This is a genomic window from Sphingomonas cellulosilytica, assembly GCF_052321755.1.
GTDB lineage: Bacteria > Pseudomonadota > Alphaproteobacteria > Sphingomonadales > Sphingomonadaceae > Sphingomonas.
On the sequence record NZ_JBQRTT010000002.1, the window covers coordinates 384,115 to 400,218 of the forward strand.

Genomic DNA, 16,104 nt, shown 5'->3' on the forward strand with positions numbered 1-16,104 from the left:
CCACCGAGCGACGATCGCTACAGCGGCAATTCGCCCGCGCGACGTTCGAGCGCGAGCAGCAGCGCCTTCGCCTCCAATCCGCCGGCAAAGCCGGTGAGGTGACCGCTCGTCCCGACCACCCGGTGGCACGGCGCGACGATCGACAGCGGGTTGCGACCGTTCGCCGCCCCCACCGCCCGGCTGGCGCCCGGCCTGCCGATCGCGCGCGCGATGGCGCCATAGCTCCGCGTCTCGCCATAGGGGATGGTCAGCAGTTCCGCCCAGACGCGCTTCTGGAAGTCGGTGCCCCGCCAGTCGAGCGGCAGGTCGAAACTGCGCCGCTCGCCGGCGAAATAGCCGCCAAGCTGATCCGCCGCCGCTTGCAGGATCGGAGAACCGGCGCCGTTTGCCAAAGGGCCGAGCCGCACCCGCAACGGATCGTCATCCGGCCACAGCACGGCGACCAGCCCGGCATCGCTCGCTACCAGCGTCAGCGTACCGACCGGCGAATCGAGCGTGGTGGCGACGAGGGTCATGCCAGGACGATAGGCCCGATCCGCGCGTGCGGGAACGCCCCCTGCCCCGCGCCGTTCACCGCCGCATGACGCAACGCTGGCCCGACACGCTCTGGATCGTCCGCCATGGAGAGAGCGCCGGCAACGTCGCCCGCGCCGCGGCGATGGCGCAGGGAGCGGAACGGATCGAACTGACCGCACGCGACGTCGACATCCCGCTGTCGCCGCTCGGCGAGGAACAGGCACGTGCGCTCGGCCGCTGGTTCGCGCGCGGCGCCGCGCACGGCCGGCCCGACGTGCTGCTCGCCTCGCCCTACATCCGCGCGCGCGACACCGCCCGGCTGTTCCGCGACGCCGGCGGCTGCGACCCGGACGAGCCGATCTGCCTCGACGAGCGCCTGCGCGAAAAGGAATTCGGCATCATCGACGGCCTCACCACCAGCGGCATCGCGGCGTTGCAGCCCGAACAGGCGGCCCTCCGCCGGCTGCTCGGCAAATTCTACCATCGCCCGCCCGGCGGCGAGAGCTGGTGCGACGTCATCTTCCGCCTGCGTGCGGTGCTCGACGGCATCGCCTTCCACTATCGCGGGCGGCGGGTGATGATCGTCGCGCATCAGGTCGTGGTGCTCTGCCTGCGCTACATCCTCGAAAATCTGACCGAGGAGGAGATCCTGGCGATCGATCGCGCCGGCAACGTCGCCAATTGCTCGGTCACCGAATATCGCTACGACCCGCACGCCGGCAAGGACGGCGGCCTCGCGCTGGTCCGCTTCAACGTCACCGCGCCGGTCGACGAAAGCCCCGTCGCCGTCACCACCGCCGACGACCCGATCGTGGGCGCGCGCGGATGATCCCGCTCGATGCCGCCTGGCGGTCCGCGCACCCGCTGCCGATGCCGACCGGCGAGACGAGCAAGAACAGCCGCGGGCAGGTGCTGGTGATCGGCGGCGCCCGGCGCGTCCCCGGCGCGGTCGCGCTGACCGCGGAGGCGGCGCTGCGCGTCGGCGCGGGCAAGGTGCGGATCGCCACCATCGACGCCGCGGCACTCCCGCTCGGCATCGCGATGCCGGAGATCGGCGTGATCGGCCTGCGCGAAGATGCGGCGGGCGAGATCGTGATCGCCGACGAGCCTGCGCTGGCCCGCACGCTGGAGCGCGTCGACGCGGTCGCCATCGGTCCGGGCATGGGCGATCCAGACGCTGCCGCACGGGTGGTGCGCTGGGCCGCTGCCCGATTGGCCACGCAGGCGGTGCTGGTGCTCGACGGCGCGGCGGTAGCCTGCGCGGGAGGACTGTGCGATGCGCTCGCGCCGCTCGCCGGCCGGCTGATCCTGACCCCGCATCCCGGCGAGATGGCGGCGCTGATGGCCTGCGATCCCGCCACGGTGAGCGAACAGGGCGAGGCGCTGGCGGTGGCAGCGGCCGAGCGGTTCGGCGCGGCGCTCGCCCTGAAGGGATCGCAGACCATCGTCGCCGCGCCGCGCGCGGAACCCCTCCATTATCCCGGCGGCGGCGTCGGCCTCGCCACCGGTGGATCGGGCGACGTGCTGGCCGGTGCGGTCGCCGGCCTCGCCGCACGCGGCGCCTCCCCAGTGGAGGCGCTCGCCTGGGGCGTCTGGCTGCACGGCGAGGCGGGCCGCACGCTCGCCCAGCGCAGCGGCCCGATCGGCTTCCTCGCCCGCGAACTCCCGCCGCTGTTGCCCGCGTTGCTGCCGCGCTGATGGCCGCCGACACACCCGCCCGTCATTCCCGCGCAGGCGGGAATCCATACTGGCTGATCGCAGCGAGTCTCCCTGCATCTGGCGACTAGGGATTCCCGCCTGCGCGGGAATGACGGAATAGCTTGGTCAGTCCCTCTCCACCCGCCCGCGCAATTTAACGAAGTTTGTTTTGCTTATTCCCCCTCTCCGCCGCATTGTGGTAGCGCGATCATCGGATCGGCCCATGCAAGGGCCGGCGAAGAGGGGGAGCGGGATCATGGCACGGACGTGGTGGCGGGGGTTCGCACTGCTCGCATCGGCAAGCCTGTGGTCCTCACCCCTGCCCGCCCAGTCCCCCCTGCCCCGCACCGTCGCGCGCGACGGCCGGCACGCGCTGATGGTCGACGGCGCGCCATTCCTGATGCTCGGCATCCAGGCGAACAACAGCAGCAACTATCCCGCGATGCTGCCCAAGGTGTGGCCGATGGTGGAGCGCATCCACGCCAACACGCTGGAAATCCCCGTCGCCTGGGAACAGGTGGAGCCGGTCGAGGGCCGCTTCGACTTCGCCTGGGTCGACGCGCTGCTCGCCGGCGCGAAGGCGCACGACACGCGGCTGGTGCTGCTGTGGTTCGGCACCTGGAAGAACACCAGCGCCGGCTACGTTCCGCAATGGGTGAAGACCGGCGGCAAGCGCTTCCCCCGCATGCGCAAGGCGGACGGCACCGCGCATTACGCGCTCACGCCGCACGCCAAAACGACGCTGGAGGCGGACACACGCGCCTTCGTCGCGCTGATGCGGCACATCAAGGCCAACGACCCCGACCACCGCGTCATCATGGTGCAGGTGGAGAACGAAACCGGCGTCTACGGCCAGAACCGCGACCTGTCCCCCGCCGCACAGGCACTGTTCCGCCAGCCGATCCCCGCCGAGCTGGCAAAAAAGACCGGCAAGAGCGGCGACTGGACCAGCGCCTTCGGCAAGCTTGCCGACGCTGCGTTCAACAGCTGGTACGTCGGCCGCTACGTCGACGCCATCGCCGCCGCCGGACGCGCCGTCCTCGACCTGCCGATGTACACCAACGCCGCGGTCGGCAGCCCGTTCGCGACACCGGGCGAAGATGGCGGCGCGAGCGGCGGCCCCAACTGGCCGGTGATCGACGTGTGGAAGGCGGCGGCGCCGCACCTCGATCTGGTCGCGCCCGATATCTACAACCGCGATCCCAAGGCCTATGCCGCCTATCTCAGGCTCTACGACCGGCCCGACAATGCGCTGATGGTGCCGGAGACGGGGAACGCCGCCGATTATGCGCGCTTCCTGTGGACCGTGCTCGGCCGCGGCGGCATCGGTTTCGCCCCCTTCGGCTTCGACGATACCGGCTACGTCAATTATCCGCTCGGCACCAAGGTGGTCGATGCCGCGACGGTGGATGCCTTCGGCGACAAATACGCGCTGATGGCGCCGATCGCCCGCGACTGGGCGCGGATCGCCTTCGAACGCCCGACCTGGGGCAGCGCCAAGCCCGCCGACGGCGCCGACGAAAGCGGCACGCTCGGCCGCTGGAAGGTCACCGCCCAATACGGCCTGTGGCAGTTCGGCGAAAAGGATTCGCCCTGGCTCAAGACCGATCCGCACCCGACCAGGGACCAGCCGGTCGGCGGCACCGCGGTGGCGCAGATCGGCCCCGACCGGTTCCTCGTCGTCGGATCGGACGTGCGCGTCCGCTTCGATCGCGCCGCACCGGCCAAGGGCGAGGCGACGCAGCTGCTCATCGTCGAGGAAGGCAGCTTCGATGCCGCCGGCACCTGGACGACGACGCGCGTCTGGAACGGCGACCAGACCGATTACGGCCTCAATCTCACCCGCCCCACGCTGCTGCGCGTGACGCTCGGCACCTACCGCTAGGATCATCGATGACCCGCATCCTCGCTCCGTCCCTCGCCTGTCTCGCGCTGTCGGTGTCCGGCACCGCGTTCGCCTCCGACGTGCGGCGCATCGACCAGGGCGTGATCGTCACCCCCGACAGCGGCCCGGCGAAGCGGGTCCGCGTCACCGCTTATGGCGACGACAGCTTCCGCGTCACCGCGGTACCCGGCACCGACCTCGCCATTCCCGACAGCCTGATGGTCATCGCGAGGCCCCACGGCGACCCGGTCATCGCGCAGGGCAACGGCCTCGTCACGCTGCGCCTCCCCAAGGCGACGGCGGAGGTCCGCCTGACGGATGGCCATGTCCGCTTCCTCGATGCGGCAGGCAAGGTGACGCTCGACGAAGCGGCGCGCGGCGCCTTCGCGCCCAGCGTCGACGAAAAGGGCTATCTCGCCACCCGGCAGCAGTTCAACCGCGGCACGGACGAGGGCTTCTACGGTCTCGGCCAGCACCAGAACCGGCAGATGAACTACAATGGCGAGGACGTCGAACTCGCCCAGCACAACATGGACATCGCCGTCCCGTTCGTCGTCTCGACGCGCAACTACGGGCTGCTGTGGGACAACAATTCGATCACCCGCTTCGGCAACCCCAAGCCCTATGCACTGGCCGGCGCCGACGACCTCACAGTCAGCAGCGGCGGCAAGCCGGGGTGGAAGGCCGATTATTACCTCGGCGACAGGCTGGCGGTGAGCCGCCAGGAACCGACGATCGCCTATCAGTTCATCCGCGATCAGGCGCGTTGGCCGGCGGAGGCCAAGGCGCAGACTGTCGCCTCGGCTGAAAGCGGCCAGAACACCGCGGGCAAGGTCGTCGGCAAGCAGCGCGTCGTGTGGACCGGCACGCTCTCGCCCGCCATCACCGGCACCCATCGCTTCCGCGTCTACGGATCGAGCTATTTCAAGGTCTATGCCGACGGCAAACTGGTCCTCGACCGCTGGCGGCAGAACTGGAACCCGTGGTTCCACAACGTCGACCTCGCCATGACCGCGGGCAGGCCGGTGGAGGTGCGGATCGAATGGGAACCGAACGCCGGCTATATGGCGCTCTTCCACAACGATCCCCTGCCGCAGGCGGATAGCCATTCGCTGTGGCTGTCGTCGGAGGCGGGCAAGGCGCTCGATTATTACTACGTCGGCGGCCGCGACATGGACGATGTGATCGCCGGCTATCGCGGGCTTACCGGCAAGGCGCCGATGATGCCGCAATGGGCCTATGGCTTCTGGCAGAGCCGGCAGCGCTACGAAACGCAGGACCAGTTGCTCGGCGTCGTGCGCGAATATCGCAAACGGCAGATCCCGCTCGACAACATCGTCGAGGACTGGTTCTACTGGCCGCAGGACCAATGGGGCAGCCACCGGTTTGATGCGGCACGCTTCCCCGATCCGCAGGGCATGGTGGACGAGGTCCACAAGCACAATGTCCAGCTGATGATCTCGGTCTGGCCGAAGTTCTACCCCAACACCGACAACGCCAAGGAACTTGCCGCCAAGGGCTTCCTCTACAAGGGCAATCTCGAAATGGGGAACAAGGACTGGGTCGGCCCCGGCTATCTCAACACCGATTACGACCCCTATTACCCCGAAGCGCGCAAGATCTACTTCCGGCAGGTACGCGACAATCTCGTCAGGCTCGGCATCGATGCCTGGTGGATGGATGCGACGGAACCCGACATCCATTCAAACCTGTCGATCGACGAACGCAAGTTCGTGATGGGTCCCAATGCGCTGGGACCGGGCGGCGCTTATTTCAACAGCTTCCCGCTGGTCCACGCGCAAGGCTTCGCCGACGGCCTGCGCGACACCCATCAGGACAAGCGCCCCTTCATCCTGACGCGCTCGGGCTTCGCCGGCGTGCAGCGGACCAGTTCGGCGCTCTGGTCGGGGGACGTCGCCGCGCGCTGGGACGATCTGCGCGACCAGATCTCGGCGGGCGTCAACCTTTCCATGTCAGGCGTGCCAAACTGGACGCACGATATCGGCGGCTTCGCGGTCGAGGATCGCTACACCAACGCCGAACCCGCCGCCCAGCCCGAATGGCGCGAACTCAACCTGCGCTGGTTCCAGTTCGGCGCCCTGAGCCCCCTATTCCGCAGCCATGGCGAAAAGCCCAAGCGCGAGATCTACGAACTGGGCGCCGACGATCCGGCGATGATGGCTTCGATGCTGTGGTACGACCAGCTGCGCTATCGGCTGATGCCCTATATCTACACGGTCGCCGCCGACACCTATCACCGGGACGGCAGCATCATGCGCGGGCTGGTGATGGATTATGCCGCCGATCGCCGCACCTGGGGGATCGACGACCAGTATCTCTTCGGCCGCGACCTGCTGGTCGCGCCGGTGACGGTGTTCAAGGCGCGTGAGCGATCGGTGTACCTGCCCGCCGGCGCCGACTGGTACGATTCCGCCACCGGGCGGTTCTACACGGGCGGGCAGAGCATCGCCGCCGCGGCACCCTACGACCGGATGCCGCTGTTCGTCCGGGCCGGTGCGATCCTGCCGACGGGGCCGGCGGTGCAATATGCGCGCGAGCGGCCGGACGGGCCGCTGGTGCTGCATGTCTTCACCGGGCGCGACGGCCGCTTCTCGCTGTACGAGGACGACGGCGTGTCGCCGGGTTACGCCAAAGGCCAGTTCGCCCGCGTGCCGCTGACGTGGAACGAGGGCACGAAGACGCTGACCATCGGCGCGCGCGACGGGCGCTATCCGGGCATGCCGACGACCCGCGCGATCTCGGTCCGCTTCCACACGCCGGGCAAGGCGGAGGCGATGGACTTCACGGAGAATGCCGCGACCCGCGTCACCTACACCGGCAAGCAGATGTCCATACGAATGCCGTAATCAGTCCTCCCCCGCTTCAGCGGGGGAGGGGGACCGCCCGGCGCAGCGGGGTGGTGGAGGGGGCGGTTCCGCGAGCGAGACGTGCGCTGCTTACCTCCCCCTCCGTCGTCGCTGCGCGACGCCACCTCCCCCTGGCGGGGGAGGAATTTAGGCGAACACCCCCTTGCGCCGCGAATAGGCCGCGAACAGCGTCGGCCAAGCCGCCGTCGGCACCGCCTTGGGCAGGCGCACGCCAAAGCCGTGGCCGCCTTCGTCGAACAGGTGCATCTCCGCCGGGCGCTTCGCCGCCAGCAGCGCGGCATAGAGCGACAGGCTGTTGGCGATCGGCACCGTGCCGTCGTCACTGGCGTGGACGAGGAAGATCGGCGGCGTCTCCGCGGTCACCCTTTTGTCGACCGAGGCGGCAGCCACGTCGGCGGCAGCCGGCGTCGGCCCCAGCAGATTGTCGCGCGACCCCTTGTGGGTGATTCCGGCATCCATGCTGACCACCGGGTAGATCAGCCCGGCCAGATCGGGCCGCGCCGACAGCCGGTCGGCGGCATCGACCGGCGCATGGACCCGCTCGGCGAAGCGCGTCGCCAGCGATCCCGCCAGATGCCCGCCCGCCGAAAAGCCCAGCACCGCCACCCGCGCAGGGTCGACACCGAAGGCGGTGGCCCGCGCGCGGATCACCCGCATCGCGCGCTGCGCATCCTGCAGCGGCACCAGCCGGCGTTCGCTCCAGCCCTCGCCCGGCAGGCGATACAGGAGGATGAAGCAGGTGACGCCCAGCGCGTTGAGCCAGCGCGCCTGCTCGATCCCCTCATTGTCGTAGGACAGGAAGCCATAGCCACCGCCCGGCACCAGCAGCACCGCCGCGCCGTTGGGCTGCGCCGGCCGCTTCACCACCAGCGCAGGCACATCGATGCCGGTCACCCAGCGGTCGTGCCCGTCCGGCGTCTTCGCCCGCTCGTTGACCTTGCGGGCGATCGGCCCGGTCGCGGCGCCGGGGATCGCCCCCGGCCACAACGGCACGACCTCGTCGCCTGCCACCGTCTGCGCGCCTGCGCTGCCGGCGAGTGCCAGCAGCGTCGCACCGCCGATCAGGCCGCGTCGGGTGAGGTCGCTCATTTCACCCCGCAGGTGACCGGGCCGGCAGGCGCGCTGCCGACGCGGATGGCGGAGATGTCGACGCCCAGCGCGCCGGTGCTCGCCAGCACGAACGGCTGCGTCACCTTGTCCATCGCGATCCCCTTGTCCGCAAAGCAGCGCAGCGGCACCGCGGCGGTGGTCCAGTCGCCGACCGTCATCGCGCCGGTCATCGGCACGGTCACCGTCTTCGCCGTGTCCGCGATGCCCAGCGTCACCTCGCCCGCCGGCGCGGCGGTGACGCGATAGTCGACGATCAGGCTCAGCTGCCCGTTCGATTCGCGGGTGAGATCGATCGGCATCGCCTGCTCGATCGCGATGCTGCCCGCCCCCTTGTAGGCGAGGCGAAGGCTGTCCTCCTGCCCCGACCGATCGGTGCGGGTCAGCACCACCGCGCCATTGGCGTTGATCCGCGCCCCGCCCGCGACGCGGCCGCGCACGAACAGCGCATTCTGGTCGCCCGCCGCGACCTTGGGCTTGGTCTCGTCGAGGCGGCCGACGGTGCTGCGATCGGCGTAGGTCAGGCCGTACCCGATCGGGAACAGCGGATCGTAGCCGGGATCGCGCTTGTTGAGCACATATTGGTCGACGCGCTTGGGCCAGCTGAACGACAATTTGCCGTGGAAGTCGTTGGCGGGCCGCCCGTCCTTCCGAGCGATCAGCACGTCGGCGACACCGCCGCCCTCCGTGCCGGGCAGGAAGGCCGCGACAAAGGCATCGGCAGCGTTCATCTCCGGGTTCACCCACAAGGGTCGCCCCGACAGGAACACCGCGACGGTCGGCACGCCTGCCGCCTTCAGCTTCTTGAGAAGCGCCAGATCGCTCTTGTCGTCGGGGCTGTATTCCAGCGTCGGCCGATCCCCGGTGAACTCGGCATAGGGCATTTCCCCGAACACCACGATCGCGACATCGGGCTTGGCGGCGTAGGCGCCGTCGACCGCCAGCGTCGCCTTGCCGCCGGCCGCACGCGCCGCCTGGTCGATCCCCGACCAGATCGACTGGCCGTTGGGGAAATTCGTGTTGGTGACGCCCGTCCCCTGCCAGGTGATCGACCAGCCGCCCGACTGCTGGCCGATATCGTCGGCCCCGCGCCCGGCGACCAGGATGTTGGCACCCGGCTTCACCGGCAGCACGCTGCCATTGTTCTTGAGCAGCACCAGCGATTCACGCACCGCCTGGCGGGCGATGGCACGGTGCGCCGGTGCGCCGAGCAGGTCGAACTTGCCCGACATCGGCCGCGACGAGGGGCGGCCGGCATCGAAGGTACCGGCGATCACCTTGACGCGCAGGATGCGCCGTACCGCATCGTCGAGCCGGGCGGCGGGGATCGTCCCGTCCTTCGCCTCGCGCAGCGTGTTGGCGTAGAGGTCCTTCCACTTCGGGCCGGAATACATGAACATGTCGAGCCCGGCGTTGATCGCGGGGGCGCAATCCTCGTTGGTGCAGCCCGGCACCTGGCCGTGCGCGTTCCAGTCGCCGATGGTGAAGCCCTGGAAGCCCCAGCGGTCCTTCAGCACGCCGGTGAGCAGGCTCTTGTTGCCGGTCATCTTCTCGCCGTTCCAGCTCGAGAAGCTCGGCATCACGGTCAGCGCGCCGACCGGCAGCGCGGTCATGTATCCGGCGGCATGGACGTCGCGCAGCACGGTTTCGGACACGCGCGTGTCGCCTTGGTCATGGCCGCCGGTGCCACCGTCGCCGAGGAAGTGCTTGACCGAGGATATGACATGGCCGGGCTTCATGAAGTCCTGCCCCAGCGTTCCCTGGATCCCCTCCACCATCTGCCCGGCGTAGCTGGCGACGATCGCGGGATCTTCCGAATAGCTTTCGTAGGTGCGGCCCCAGCGGTCGTCCTGCACCACCGCCACGGTCGGCGCGAAGCTCCAGTCGATACCGGTCGCCGCCGTCTCCAGCGCGGTCACCGCGCCGATCTTTTTGATGAGCGCCGGGTCGCGCATGGCGCCCAGTCCGATGTTGTGCGGGAAGAGCGTGGCACCGACGATGTTGTTGGCGCCGTGCACCGCGTCGGTCCCCCAGATCACCGGCACGACGGGGCGCCCGTCGGATCGCTTGACCGAGGCGTCGTAGAAGGCGTCGAACAGCTTCAGCCATTCGGGCGCGGGCGCGAATTCGTCATTGTTCGGTGCGGAATTGCCGCCGTTGAGGATCGATCCGAGCTTGTACGTCTCAAGGTCCTTGGGCGTGATGCTCGCGATGTCGACCTGGATCAGCTGGCCGACCTTGTCGTCGATCGACATCTTGGACAGGATCGATTCGACACGGGCTTCCACCTTGGGATCGCGCTTCAACTGCATCGGCAGCACCGGCCATTGGTCGGGATGCGCGATGGAGGCGGGCGGCTGGGCAGGCTGCTGCTGCGCCATCGCCGGGCCTGCGCCGATCACCAGTGCGATTGCCGCGCACGCCGTGCCGAACCTCGAAACCATCATCCTCTCCCCTCGCCGTTGCAATCGGTGCGATCTTTGTCGTCGTTACCGGGACATGCCGTGCCATGACCGGACGGGTTCAACAATACATATTTCAATTTGGCTTTTTCGGCGTGCTGTGCTTCCTGTGGGGCAATGACGACGTCCGGCAGGACGCGGGACCTTCAGGGGGCGGATGACGATGGCGATGCGCGGCAGGATGGCGGTTTCCGCGACGGTGATGGCGGCGGCGATGGCGGCAGGGCTGGTCGCCGGCAGCGCGGGCGCGCAGACCTGGGGGCCGTTCAACGCCGATTTGCCCGCCGGCGGCGAAGCGATCCGGCAGGCGATCGGCGGCGAGGGCGCCGCGCCGGTCGCGACGGATCGCTGGACGCTGTCGGCGTGGGTGGAACCGCAGACGAACCCGCGGGGACTGGCGCGGATCGCCGGTTTCGGCACCGACACCGGGCCGCGACGATTCCTGGCGTTGCAGGACGGGCGCGCGGCGCTGGCGACGGAGGCGGGAACGCTGGCCGGCGGCTCGCGGCTCTCCCCGCACCGATGGCATTTCGTCGCCGCGAGCGCCGACGGCGGCACGGTCCGCCTGTTCGTCGATGGCCGGCAGGTCGCGAGCCGGAGGCTGGCGAGCGCGGCCGTCGCTCCCGTCGCGACCCTGGCACCACGCAGCGCCGATGATCCGGTGTTCGCCGGCCGCATCGCCGGCTTCCAGCTTGAGGCGGGCGCGCTGCCTGCCGCCGCGCTGCGCCGCCGTGCGGCGACGCCGCCGGACCCGGCGCTGATCGCCTTCACGCAAGGAAGCCCGCACTGGCCCGTGCAGGTCCGCCAGATGTATGGCCAGGTCGCGCCGCAGGACGCCTGGACGCTGCCGCGGTCGAAGGCGCCGATCCCCGCCCCCGTCGCCAAACCGCTCCCGCCCGTGCGCGGCCCGGTGCGGCAGGCGGACGGCAGCTGGGCGATCGACGGCTGGCGGCTCGCCGAGGCGCCGAAGGTCGCCGCCGCCGGTACGATCATCAGCCGCACCGGCTTCGATGCCAGCCGCTGGTATGCCGCGACCGTTCCCGGCACCGTGCTGACGACGCTGGTCGATCGCGGCGTCTATCCCGATCCCGCCTACGGCCTCAACAACACCGTCATTCCCGAAAGCCTCGCCCGGCAGGATTACTGGTACCGCACCGAATTCGACGTGCCGGCTGCGGCGGCCGGCAAACGACAGGTGCTGATCTTCGACGGCGTCAATTACGCGGCCGAGGTGTGGGTCAACGGCACGCGCGTCGGCGACATGAAGGGCGCCTTCATCCGCGGCCGCTTCCCGGTGACGCTGGCCGCGGGCCGCAACGCGATCGCGGTCAAGGTTTCGCCGCCGCCGCATCCCGGCCTCGCGCACGAGGAGTCGCTCACCGCCGGGGTCGGCGAGAACGGCGGCATGCAGATGCTCGACGGGCCGACCTTCGTCGCGACCGAGGGCTGGGACTGGATCCCGTCGATCCGCGACCGCAACACCGGCCTATGGCAGGGGGTGCGCCTGTCGGCGACGGGCGCGGCAAACCTCGGCGATGCGCAGGTCGTCACCAGCCTGCCACGCGCCGACAATTCGGTGGCGAACGTCGAAATCACCGTGCCGGTCGCCAACACCTCGACGCAGGCCGTCACCGCGACCGTGCGCGCGGCGTTCGACGATGTGGCGGTCGAAAAGCAGGTCGCCCTCGCCCCCGGCCAGACCGCGGACGTCCGGATGACGCTCGCCGACTTCCCGGCATTGGCGGTCAAGAACCCGAAGCTGTGGTGGCCCAATGGCTATGGCGACCCGGCGCTGCACGACCTGACGCTGACCGCGACCGTGGACGGTCAGGCGAGCGACACCCGGCGGCTGCGTTTCGGCATGCGGCAGGTGACCTACGACATCTCGCTGATGGACCCGCAGGGCGATCTGGCGCGCGTCGGCATCGACCTCACCAAGGCACGCGCACTGGGCCAGCGGATCGTCGACGGCAACCACGACGGCATCCGCAAGGTGCCCAACGGCTGGGCGGCGAGCCTGCTGCCGGGCGCCGAAACCAGCCCGGCGGTGACCGCCGTCAAGGACGCCCCCGGCCTGTCGCCCTATCTCGTCATCCGCGTCAACGGCGTGAAGATCGCCGCGCGCGGCGGCAATATCGGGATGGACGATTTCATGAAGCGCGTCGATCGCGTGCATCTCGAACCGATGTTCCGCCTGCACAAGGATGCGCATCTCAACATCGTCCGCAACTGGGTGGGGCAGGACACCAGCGAGAATTTCTTCGACCTCGCCGACGAATACGGCCTGATGGTGCTCAGCGATTTCTGGGAATCGACGCAGGATTACAATATTGAGGCGCAGGACGTCGGCCTGTTCATGGCCAATGCCGCCGACGTGGTAAAGCGCTATCGCAACCACCCCTCGATCGTCCTGTGGTTCGGCCGCAACGAGGGCGTGCCGCAGCCGCTGCTCAACGAACGGCTGGAGGATCTGATCGCGCGCGAAGATGGCACGCGGCTCTACATGGGCTCGTCCAACCGGGTGAACCTGCAGAATTCCGGCCCCTACAACTGGCGCCCGCCGGTGGAATATTTCACCGAACATGCCCGCGGCTTCTCGGTCGAAAGCGGCACGCCGTCGCTGCCGACGCTGGAGGCATGGCAGCGTGCGATCCCCCAGGCGGATCGATGGCCGATCAGCGACACTTGGGCCTATCACGACTGGCACCAGACCGGGAACGGCGGCGTCGGGTCCTACATGCAGGCGCTCGAAGCACGCTTCGGTGCCGGCACCAGCCTGCCCGATTTCGAGCGCAAGGCGCAGATGATGCAGTACGAAAGCTACCGCGCCATCTTCGAAGGGATGAATGCCGGGCTATGGACGGTCAATTCGGGCCGCATGCTGTGGATGACGCAGCCCGCCTGGCCATCGTCGGCGTGGCAGATCTTTTCGTCCGACTATGACACGCATGCGAGCTTCTACGGCGTCAAGAAGGCGTCGGAGCCGGTGCACGTCCAGATGAACCTGCCCGACGGCAAGGTCGTGCTGGTCAACAACCGGCTCCGCCCGATCCCCGGTGCGACGGTGACGGCAAAGGTGGTCGACCTCACCGGCAGGACGCTCGCCGAACGCCGCACGACGATCACCGCCCGGGCGGAGGCGGCGAACGACGCCTTTGCGCTCGATCTCCCCGGCCTGACCGCCGACGGCATGGTGCTGGTCAGCCTCAAGGCGACCGATGCCGAGGGCGCGGAACTGTCGAACAACCTCTATTGGCAGGGCAAGGACGATGCCGCCTATCGCGGCCTCACCCGCCTCGCGCCCGTGACGCTGACCACCGGCGCCACCGCGACGCCTGTCGGGGACGAGACGGAGGTGCGCGTGACGCTCACCAATCCCGGCGCGACGCCGGCGATCGAAACCAAGCTGACGGTGATGAATGCCGACGGCAGCCAGGTGCTGCCCGCCTATTTCAGCGACAATTACGTGTCGCTGCTGCCCGGCGAGGCGCGCACGGTGACGGTCCGCTATCCTGCCGCCAAGGCGAACGGTGCGCGTATCGCGCTACGCGGCTGGAACGTCGCCGCCGCCGCCGTGGAGCCGGTGCGTTGAAGGCGCTGCTGCTCGCCGCCGCCGCGCTGGTCGCCGCGCCTGCCACCGCGCAAAGCGTCTCCTCGCCGGACGGCCGGCTGACCGTGACGCTCGGCACCAATGCCGACGACCAGCCGACCTATACGCTGGCCGTCGCCGGCCGGACGGTGATCGCCCCCTCCCCGCTCGGCCTCGAATTCGAACGCTATGCCAAGCTGGCGAACGGCCTGCGTGCCACCTCCACCGACGCGAGCCGCGGCGAGGATCGCTACACGCTGATCGCCGGCAAGACTGCGCAGGTCGCCGAACGCTACAACCAGATCGTCGTCCATATGGCGGAACGGGACGGCAAGCACCGCCGGCTCGACCTCGTCGTCCGCGCCTACGACACCGGCATCGCGCTCCGCTACGCGGTGCCGCAGCAGCCCGACCTCACCTCGCTGCGCCTCGTCAACGAACTCACCCAGTTCGCCTTCCCGGCCGATTATGCCTGCACCGGCCTCAATCTCGGCAGCTTCGGCACCAGCCATGAAGGCGAATACGACCCAATCCGCGCCTCGCTCCTCCGCCCCCACAATCTCTACGAACTCCCCCTAGTCTGCGAGACGGGTGCCGGCGGCCCGACGATCGCCATCGCCGAGGCGGCGGTCGACAACTGGCCGGCGATGTACCTGACCGGAACCGAGACGGGCGCGCTCGGCGTCGCCGCCAAGCTGACCCGCAAGCCCGACGATCCCACGGTCGCGCTGACCCGCGACGTCGGCACCGGCGTCGTTTCGCCGTGGCGCGTGGTGATGGTGGCACCGCAGGCGGGCAAGCTGATCGAGAACACGTTGCTCACCAGCCTCAATCCCGCCCCCGTCGGCGATTTCAGCTGGGTGAAGCCGGGCAAGACCGCATGGGACTGGTGGTCCGGCCCGCTGCTCGCCGGCGTGCCCAAGGCCGGCTCCAACGCCGCGACCGAGCGCGCCTTCATCGACTTCGCCGCCTCGCTCAAGCTGCCCTATATGATGGTCGACGAGGGCTGGTACGTGAACAGCGGCGGCGGCGGCACGCTCTATCCCGGCGCCGACCCGACGCAGCCGGTGGCGGGCATCGACCTGCCCGGCCTCGTCGCCTACGGCCGCACCCGCGGGGTCGGGCTGATCCTGTGGATCCACTGGCAATTGCTCGACCGCGACATGGAAAAGATCCTGTCTTTCGTCGCGCAGGTCGGCGCAAAGGGGATCAAAGTCGACTTCATGAACCGCGACGATCAGGACATGATCGCCTTCTACCATCGCTTGGCGGAAGCGACCGCGCGCCACCACCTGCTGCTCGATCTGCACGGCGCCACGCATCCCTGGGGCATGACACGGACCTGGCCGCACTTCATCACGCAGGAAGGCGTGCTCGGCGCCGAATACAACAAGTGGACGAAGCGGATAACGCCACGGCACAACATCACGCTCGCCTATACGCGCATGCTGGCAGGTCCGATGGACTATACGCCGGGCGGCTATCGCAACGCGACGCCCGCGACCTTCGCGATCGCCGCCACCGGTCCCGAGACGCAGACCACGCGCGCGGCGGAACTCGCCAAATACGTCGTCTACGAAAGCCCGCTGCAATCGGTCGCCGACACGCCCGATGCCTATCGCGGCCAGCCCGGCCTCGACTTCCTCGCCGAAGTCCCGGCAAGCTGGGACGAAACGCGGTTCGTCACCGGCACCTTGGGGGAATCGATCGCCATCGCCCGGCGCAAGGGCGAGCGCTGGTACATCGGCGCGATGACCGACGCCGCGCGAAGCGTCGCGGTGCCGCTCTCCTTCCTGGGCACGGGGCGCTATGCCGCGCGCCTGTGGCAGGACGGCACGGCACCGACCGACCTCGTCACCGCCAGCCGCACCGTCGCTGCCACCGACACGCTGATGCTCGACCTCCACGCCGCCGGCGGTGCCGCCGCCATCCTCGCCCCCGCCCGCTGATCGCTCGAAA

The 16,104-nt window shown here is 69.2% G+C and carries 9 protein-coding genes; 6 read left to right on the forward strand and 3 right to left on the reverse strand.

The features are described from left to right. Positions 1-17: 17 nt before the first annotated feature. Entirely contained in the window at positions 18-515 is a 498-nt protein-coding gene (locus ACTZQ5_RS05170; RefSeq protein WP_443584087.1) for a methylated-DNA--[protein]-cysteine S-methyltransferase, read from the reverse strand. Positions 516-580: 65 nt separating this feature from the next. Here ACTZQ5_RS05170 and ACTZQ5_RS05175 point away from each other — a divergent pair, with 65 nt between their 5' ends. From ACTZQ5_RS05175 to ACTZQ5_RS05190, 4 genes are all read left to right on the forward strand, one after another. Further along, complete coding sequence (locus ACTZQ5_RS05175) at positions 581-1,345, forward strand: histidine phosphatase family protein (RefSeq protein WP_443584088.1); 765 nt, start codon at positions 581-583, stop codon at positions 1,343-1,345. Continuing rightward, complete coding sequence (locus ACTZQ5_RS05180; protein ID WP_443584089.1) at positions 1,342-2,214, forward strand: NAD(P)H-hydrate dehydratase; 873 nt, start codon at positions 1,342-1,344, stop codon at positions 2,212-2,214. The genes ACTZQ5_RS05175 and ACTZQ5_RS05180 overlap by 4 nt, the downstream gene beginning before the upstream one ends. 256 nt (positions 2,215-2,470) lie before the next feature. Then, positions 2,471-4,099, forward strand: coding sequence for a DUF5597 domain-containing protein (locus ACTZQ5_RS05185; protein WP_443584090.1), 1,629 nt, complete (start codon positions 2,471-2,473; stop codon positions 4,097-4,099). A gap of 8 nt (positions 4,100-4,107) precedes the next feature. Continuing rightward, positions 4,108-6,966, forward strand: coding sequence for a TIM-barrel domain-containing protein (locus tag ACTZQ5_RS05190; protein ID WP_443584091.1), 2,859 nt, complete (start codon positions 4,108-4,110; stop codon positions 6,964-6,966). 147 nt (positions 6,967-7,113) lie between these two features. Here ACTZQ5_RS05190 and ACTZQ5_RS05195 read toward each other — a convergent pair whose 3' ends face one another. Together ACTZQ5_RS05195 and ACTZQ5_RS05200 are read right to left on the reverse strand one after the other, a co-directional pair. Then, a complete protein-coding gene (locus ACTZQ5_RS05195; RefSeq protein WP_443584092.1) occupies positions 7,114-8,076 on the reverse strand; it encodes an alpha/beta hydrolase in 963 nt (320 codons plus the stop codon). Continuing rightward, entirely contained in the window at positions 8,073-10,541 is a 2,469-nt protein-coding gene (locus tag ACTZQ5_RS05200) for a glycoside hydrolase family 3 protein (protein WP_443584093.1), read from the reverse strand. The genes ACTZQ5_RS05195 and ACTZQ5_RS05200 overlap by 4 nt, the downstream gene beginning before the upstream one ends. A 196-nt stretch (positions 10,542-10,737) precedes the next feature. On the opposite strand from ACTZQ5_RS05200, the gene ACTZQ5_RS05205 reads away from it, so the two are divergent. Further along, the gene (locus ACTZQ5_RS05205) at positions 10,738-14,148 is read left to right on the forward strand and encodes a glycosyl hydrolase 2 galactose-binding domain-containing protein (RefSeq protein WP_443584094.1); all 3,411 of its coding nucleotides are present in this window, start codon (positions 10,738-10,740) and stop codon (positions 14,146-14,148) included. After that, positions 14,145-16,094 carry a glycoside hydrolase family 97 protein gene (locus tag ACTZQ5_RS05210; protein WP_443584095.1) on the forward strand — a complete coding sequence of 650 codons (1,950 nt, stop codon included), beginning with the start codon at positions 14,145-14,147 and terminating at the stop codon, positions 16,092-16,094. The genes ACTZQ5_RS05205 and ACTZQ5_RS05210 overlap by 4 nt, the downstream gene beginning before the upstream one ends. The last annotated feature ends 10 nt before the right edge of the window (positions 16,095-16,104 follow it).

What these genes read in the sequence shown, in the direction of transcription:
- ACTZQ5_RS05170 (WP_443584087.1), bottom strand. Translation starts at nt 515, where the DNA reads ATGACCCTCGTCGCCACCACGCTCGATTCGCCGGTCGGTACGCTGACG.
- ACTZQ5_RS05175 (WP_443584088.1), top strand. Translation starts at nt 581, where the DNA reads ATGACGCAACGCTGGCCCGACACGCTCTGGATCGTCCGCCATGGAGAG.
- ACTZQ5_RS05180 (WP_443584089.1), top strand. Translation starts at nt 1,342, where the DNA reads ATGATCCCGCTCGATGCCGCCTGGCGGTCCGCGCACCCGCTGCCGATG.
- ACTZQ5_RS05185 (WP_443584090.1), top strand. Translation starts at nt 2,471, where the DNA reads ATGGCACGGACGTGGTGGCGGGGGTTCGCACTGCTCGCATCGGCAAGC.
- ACTZQ5_RS05190 (WP_443584091.1), top strand. Translation starts at nt 4,108, where the DNA reads ATGACCCGCATCCTCGCTCCGTCCCTCGCCTGTCTCGCGCTGTCGGTG.
- ACTZQ5_RS05195 (WP_443584092.1), bottom strand. Translation starts at nt 8,076, where the DNA reads ATGAGCGACCTCACCCGACGCGGCCTGATCGGCGGTGCGACGCTGCTG.
- ACTZQ5_RS05200 (WP_443584093.1), bottom strand. Translation starts at nt 10,541, where the DNA reads ATGATGGTTTCGAGGTTCGGCACGGCGTGCGCGGCAATCGCACTGGTG.
- ACTZQ5_RS05205 (WP_443584094.1), top strand. Translation starts at nt 10,738, where the DNA reads ATGGCGGTTTCCGCGACGGTGATGGCGGCGGCGATGGCGGCAGGGCTG.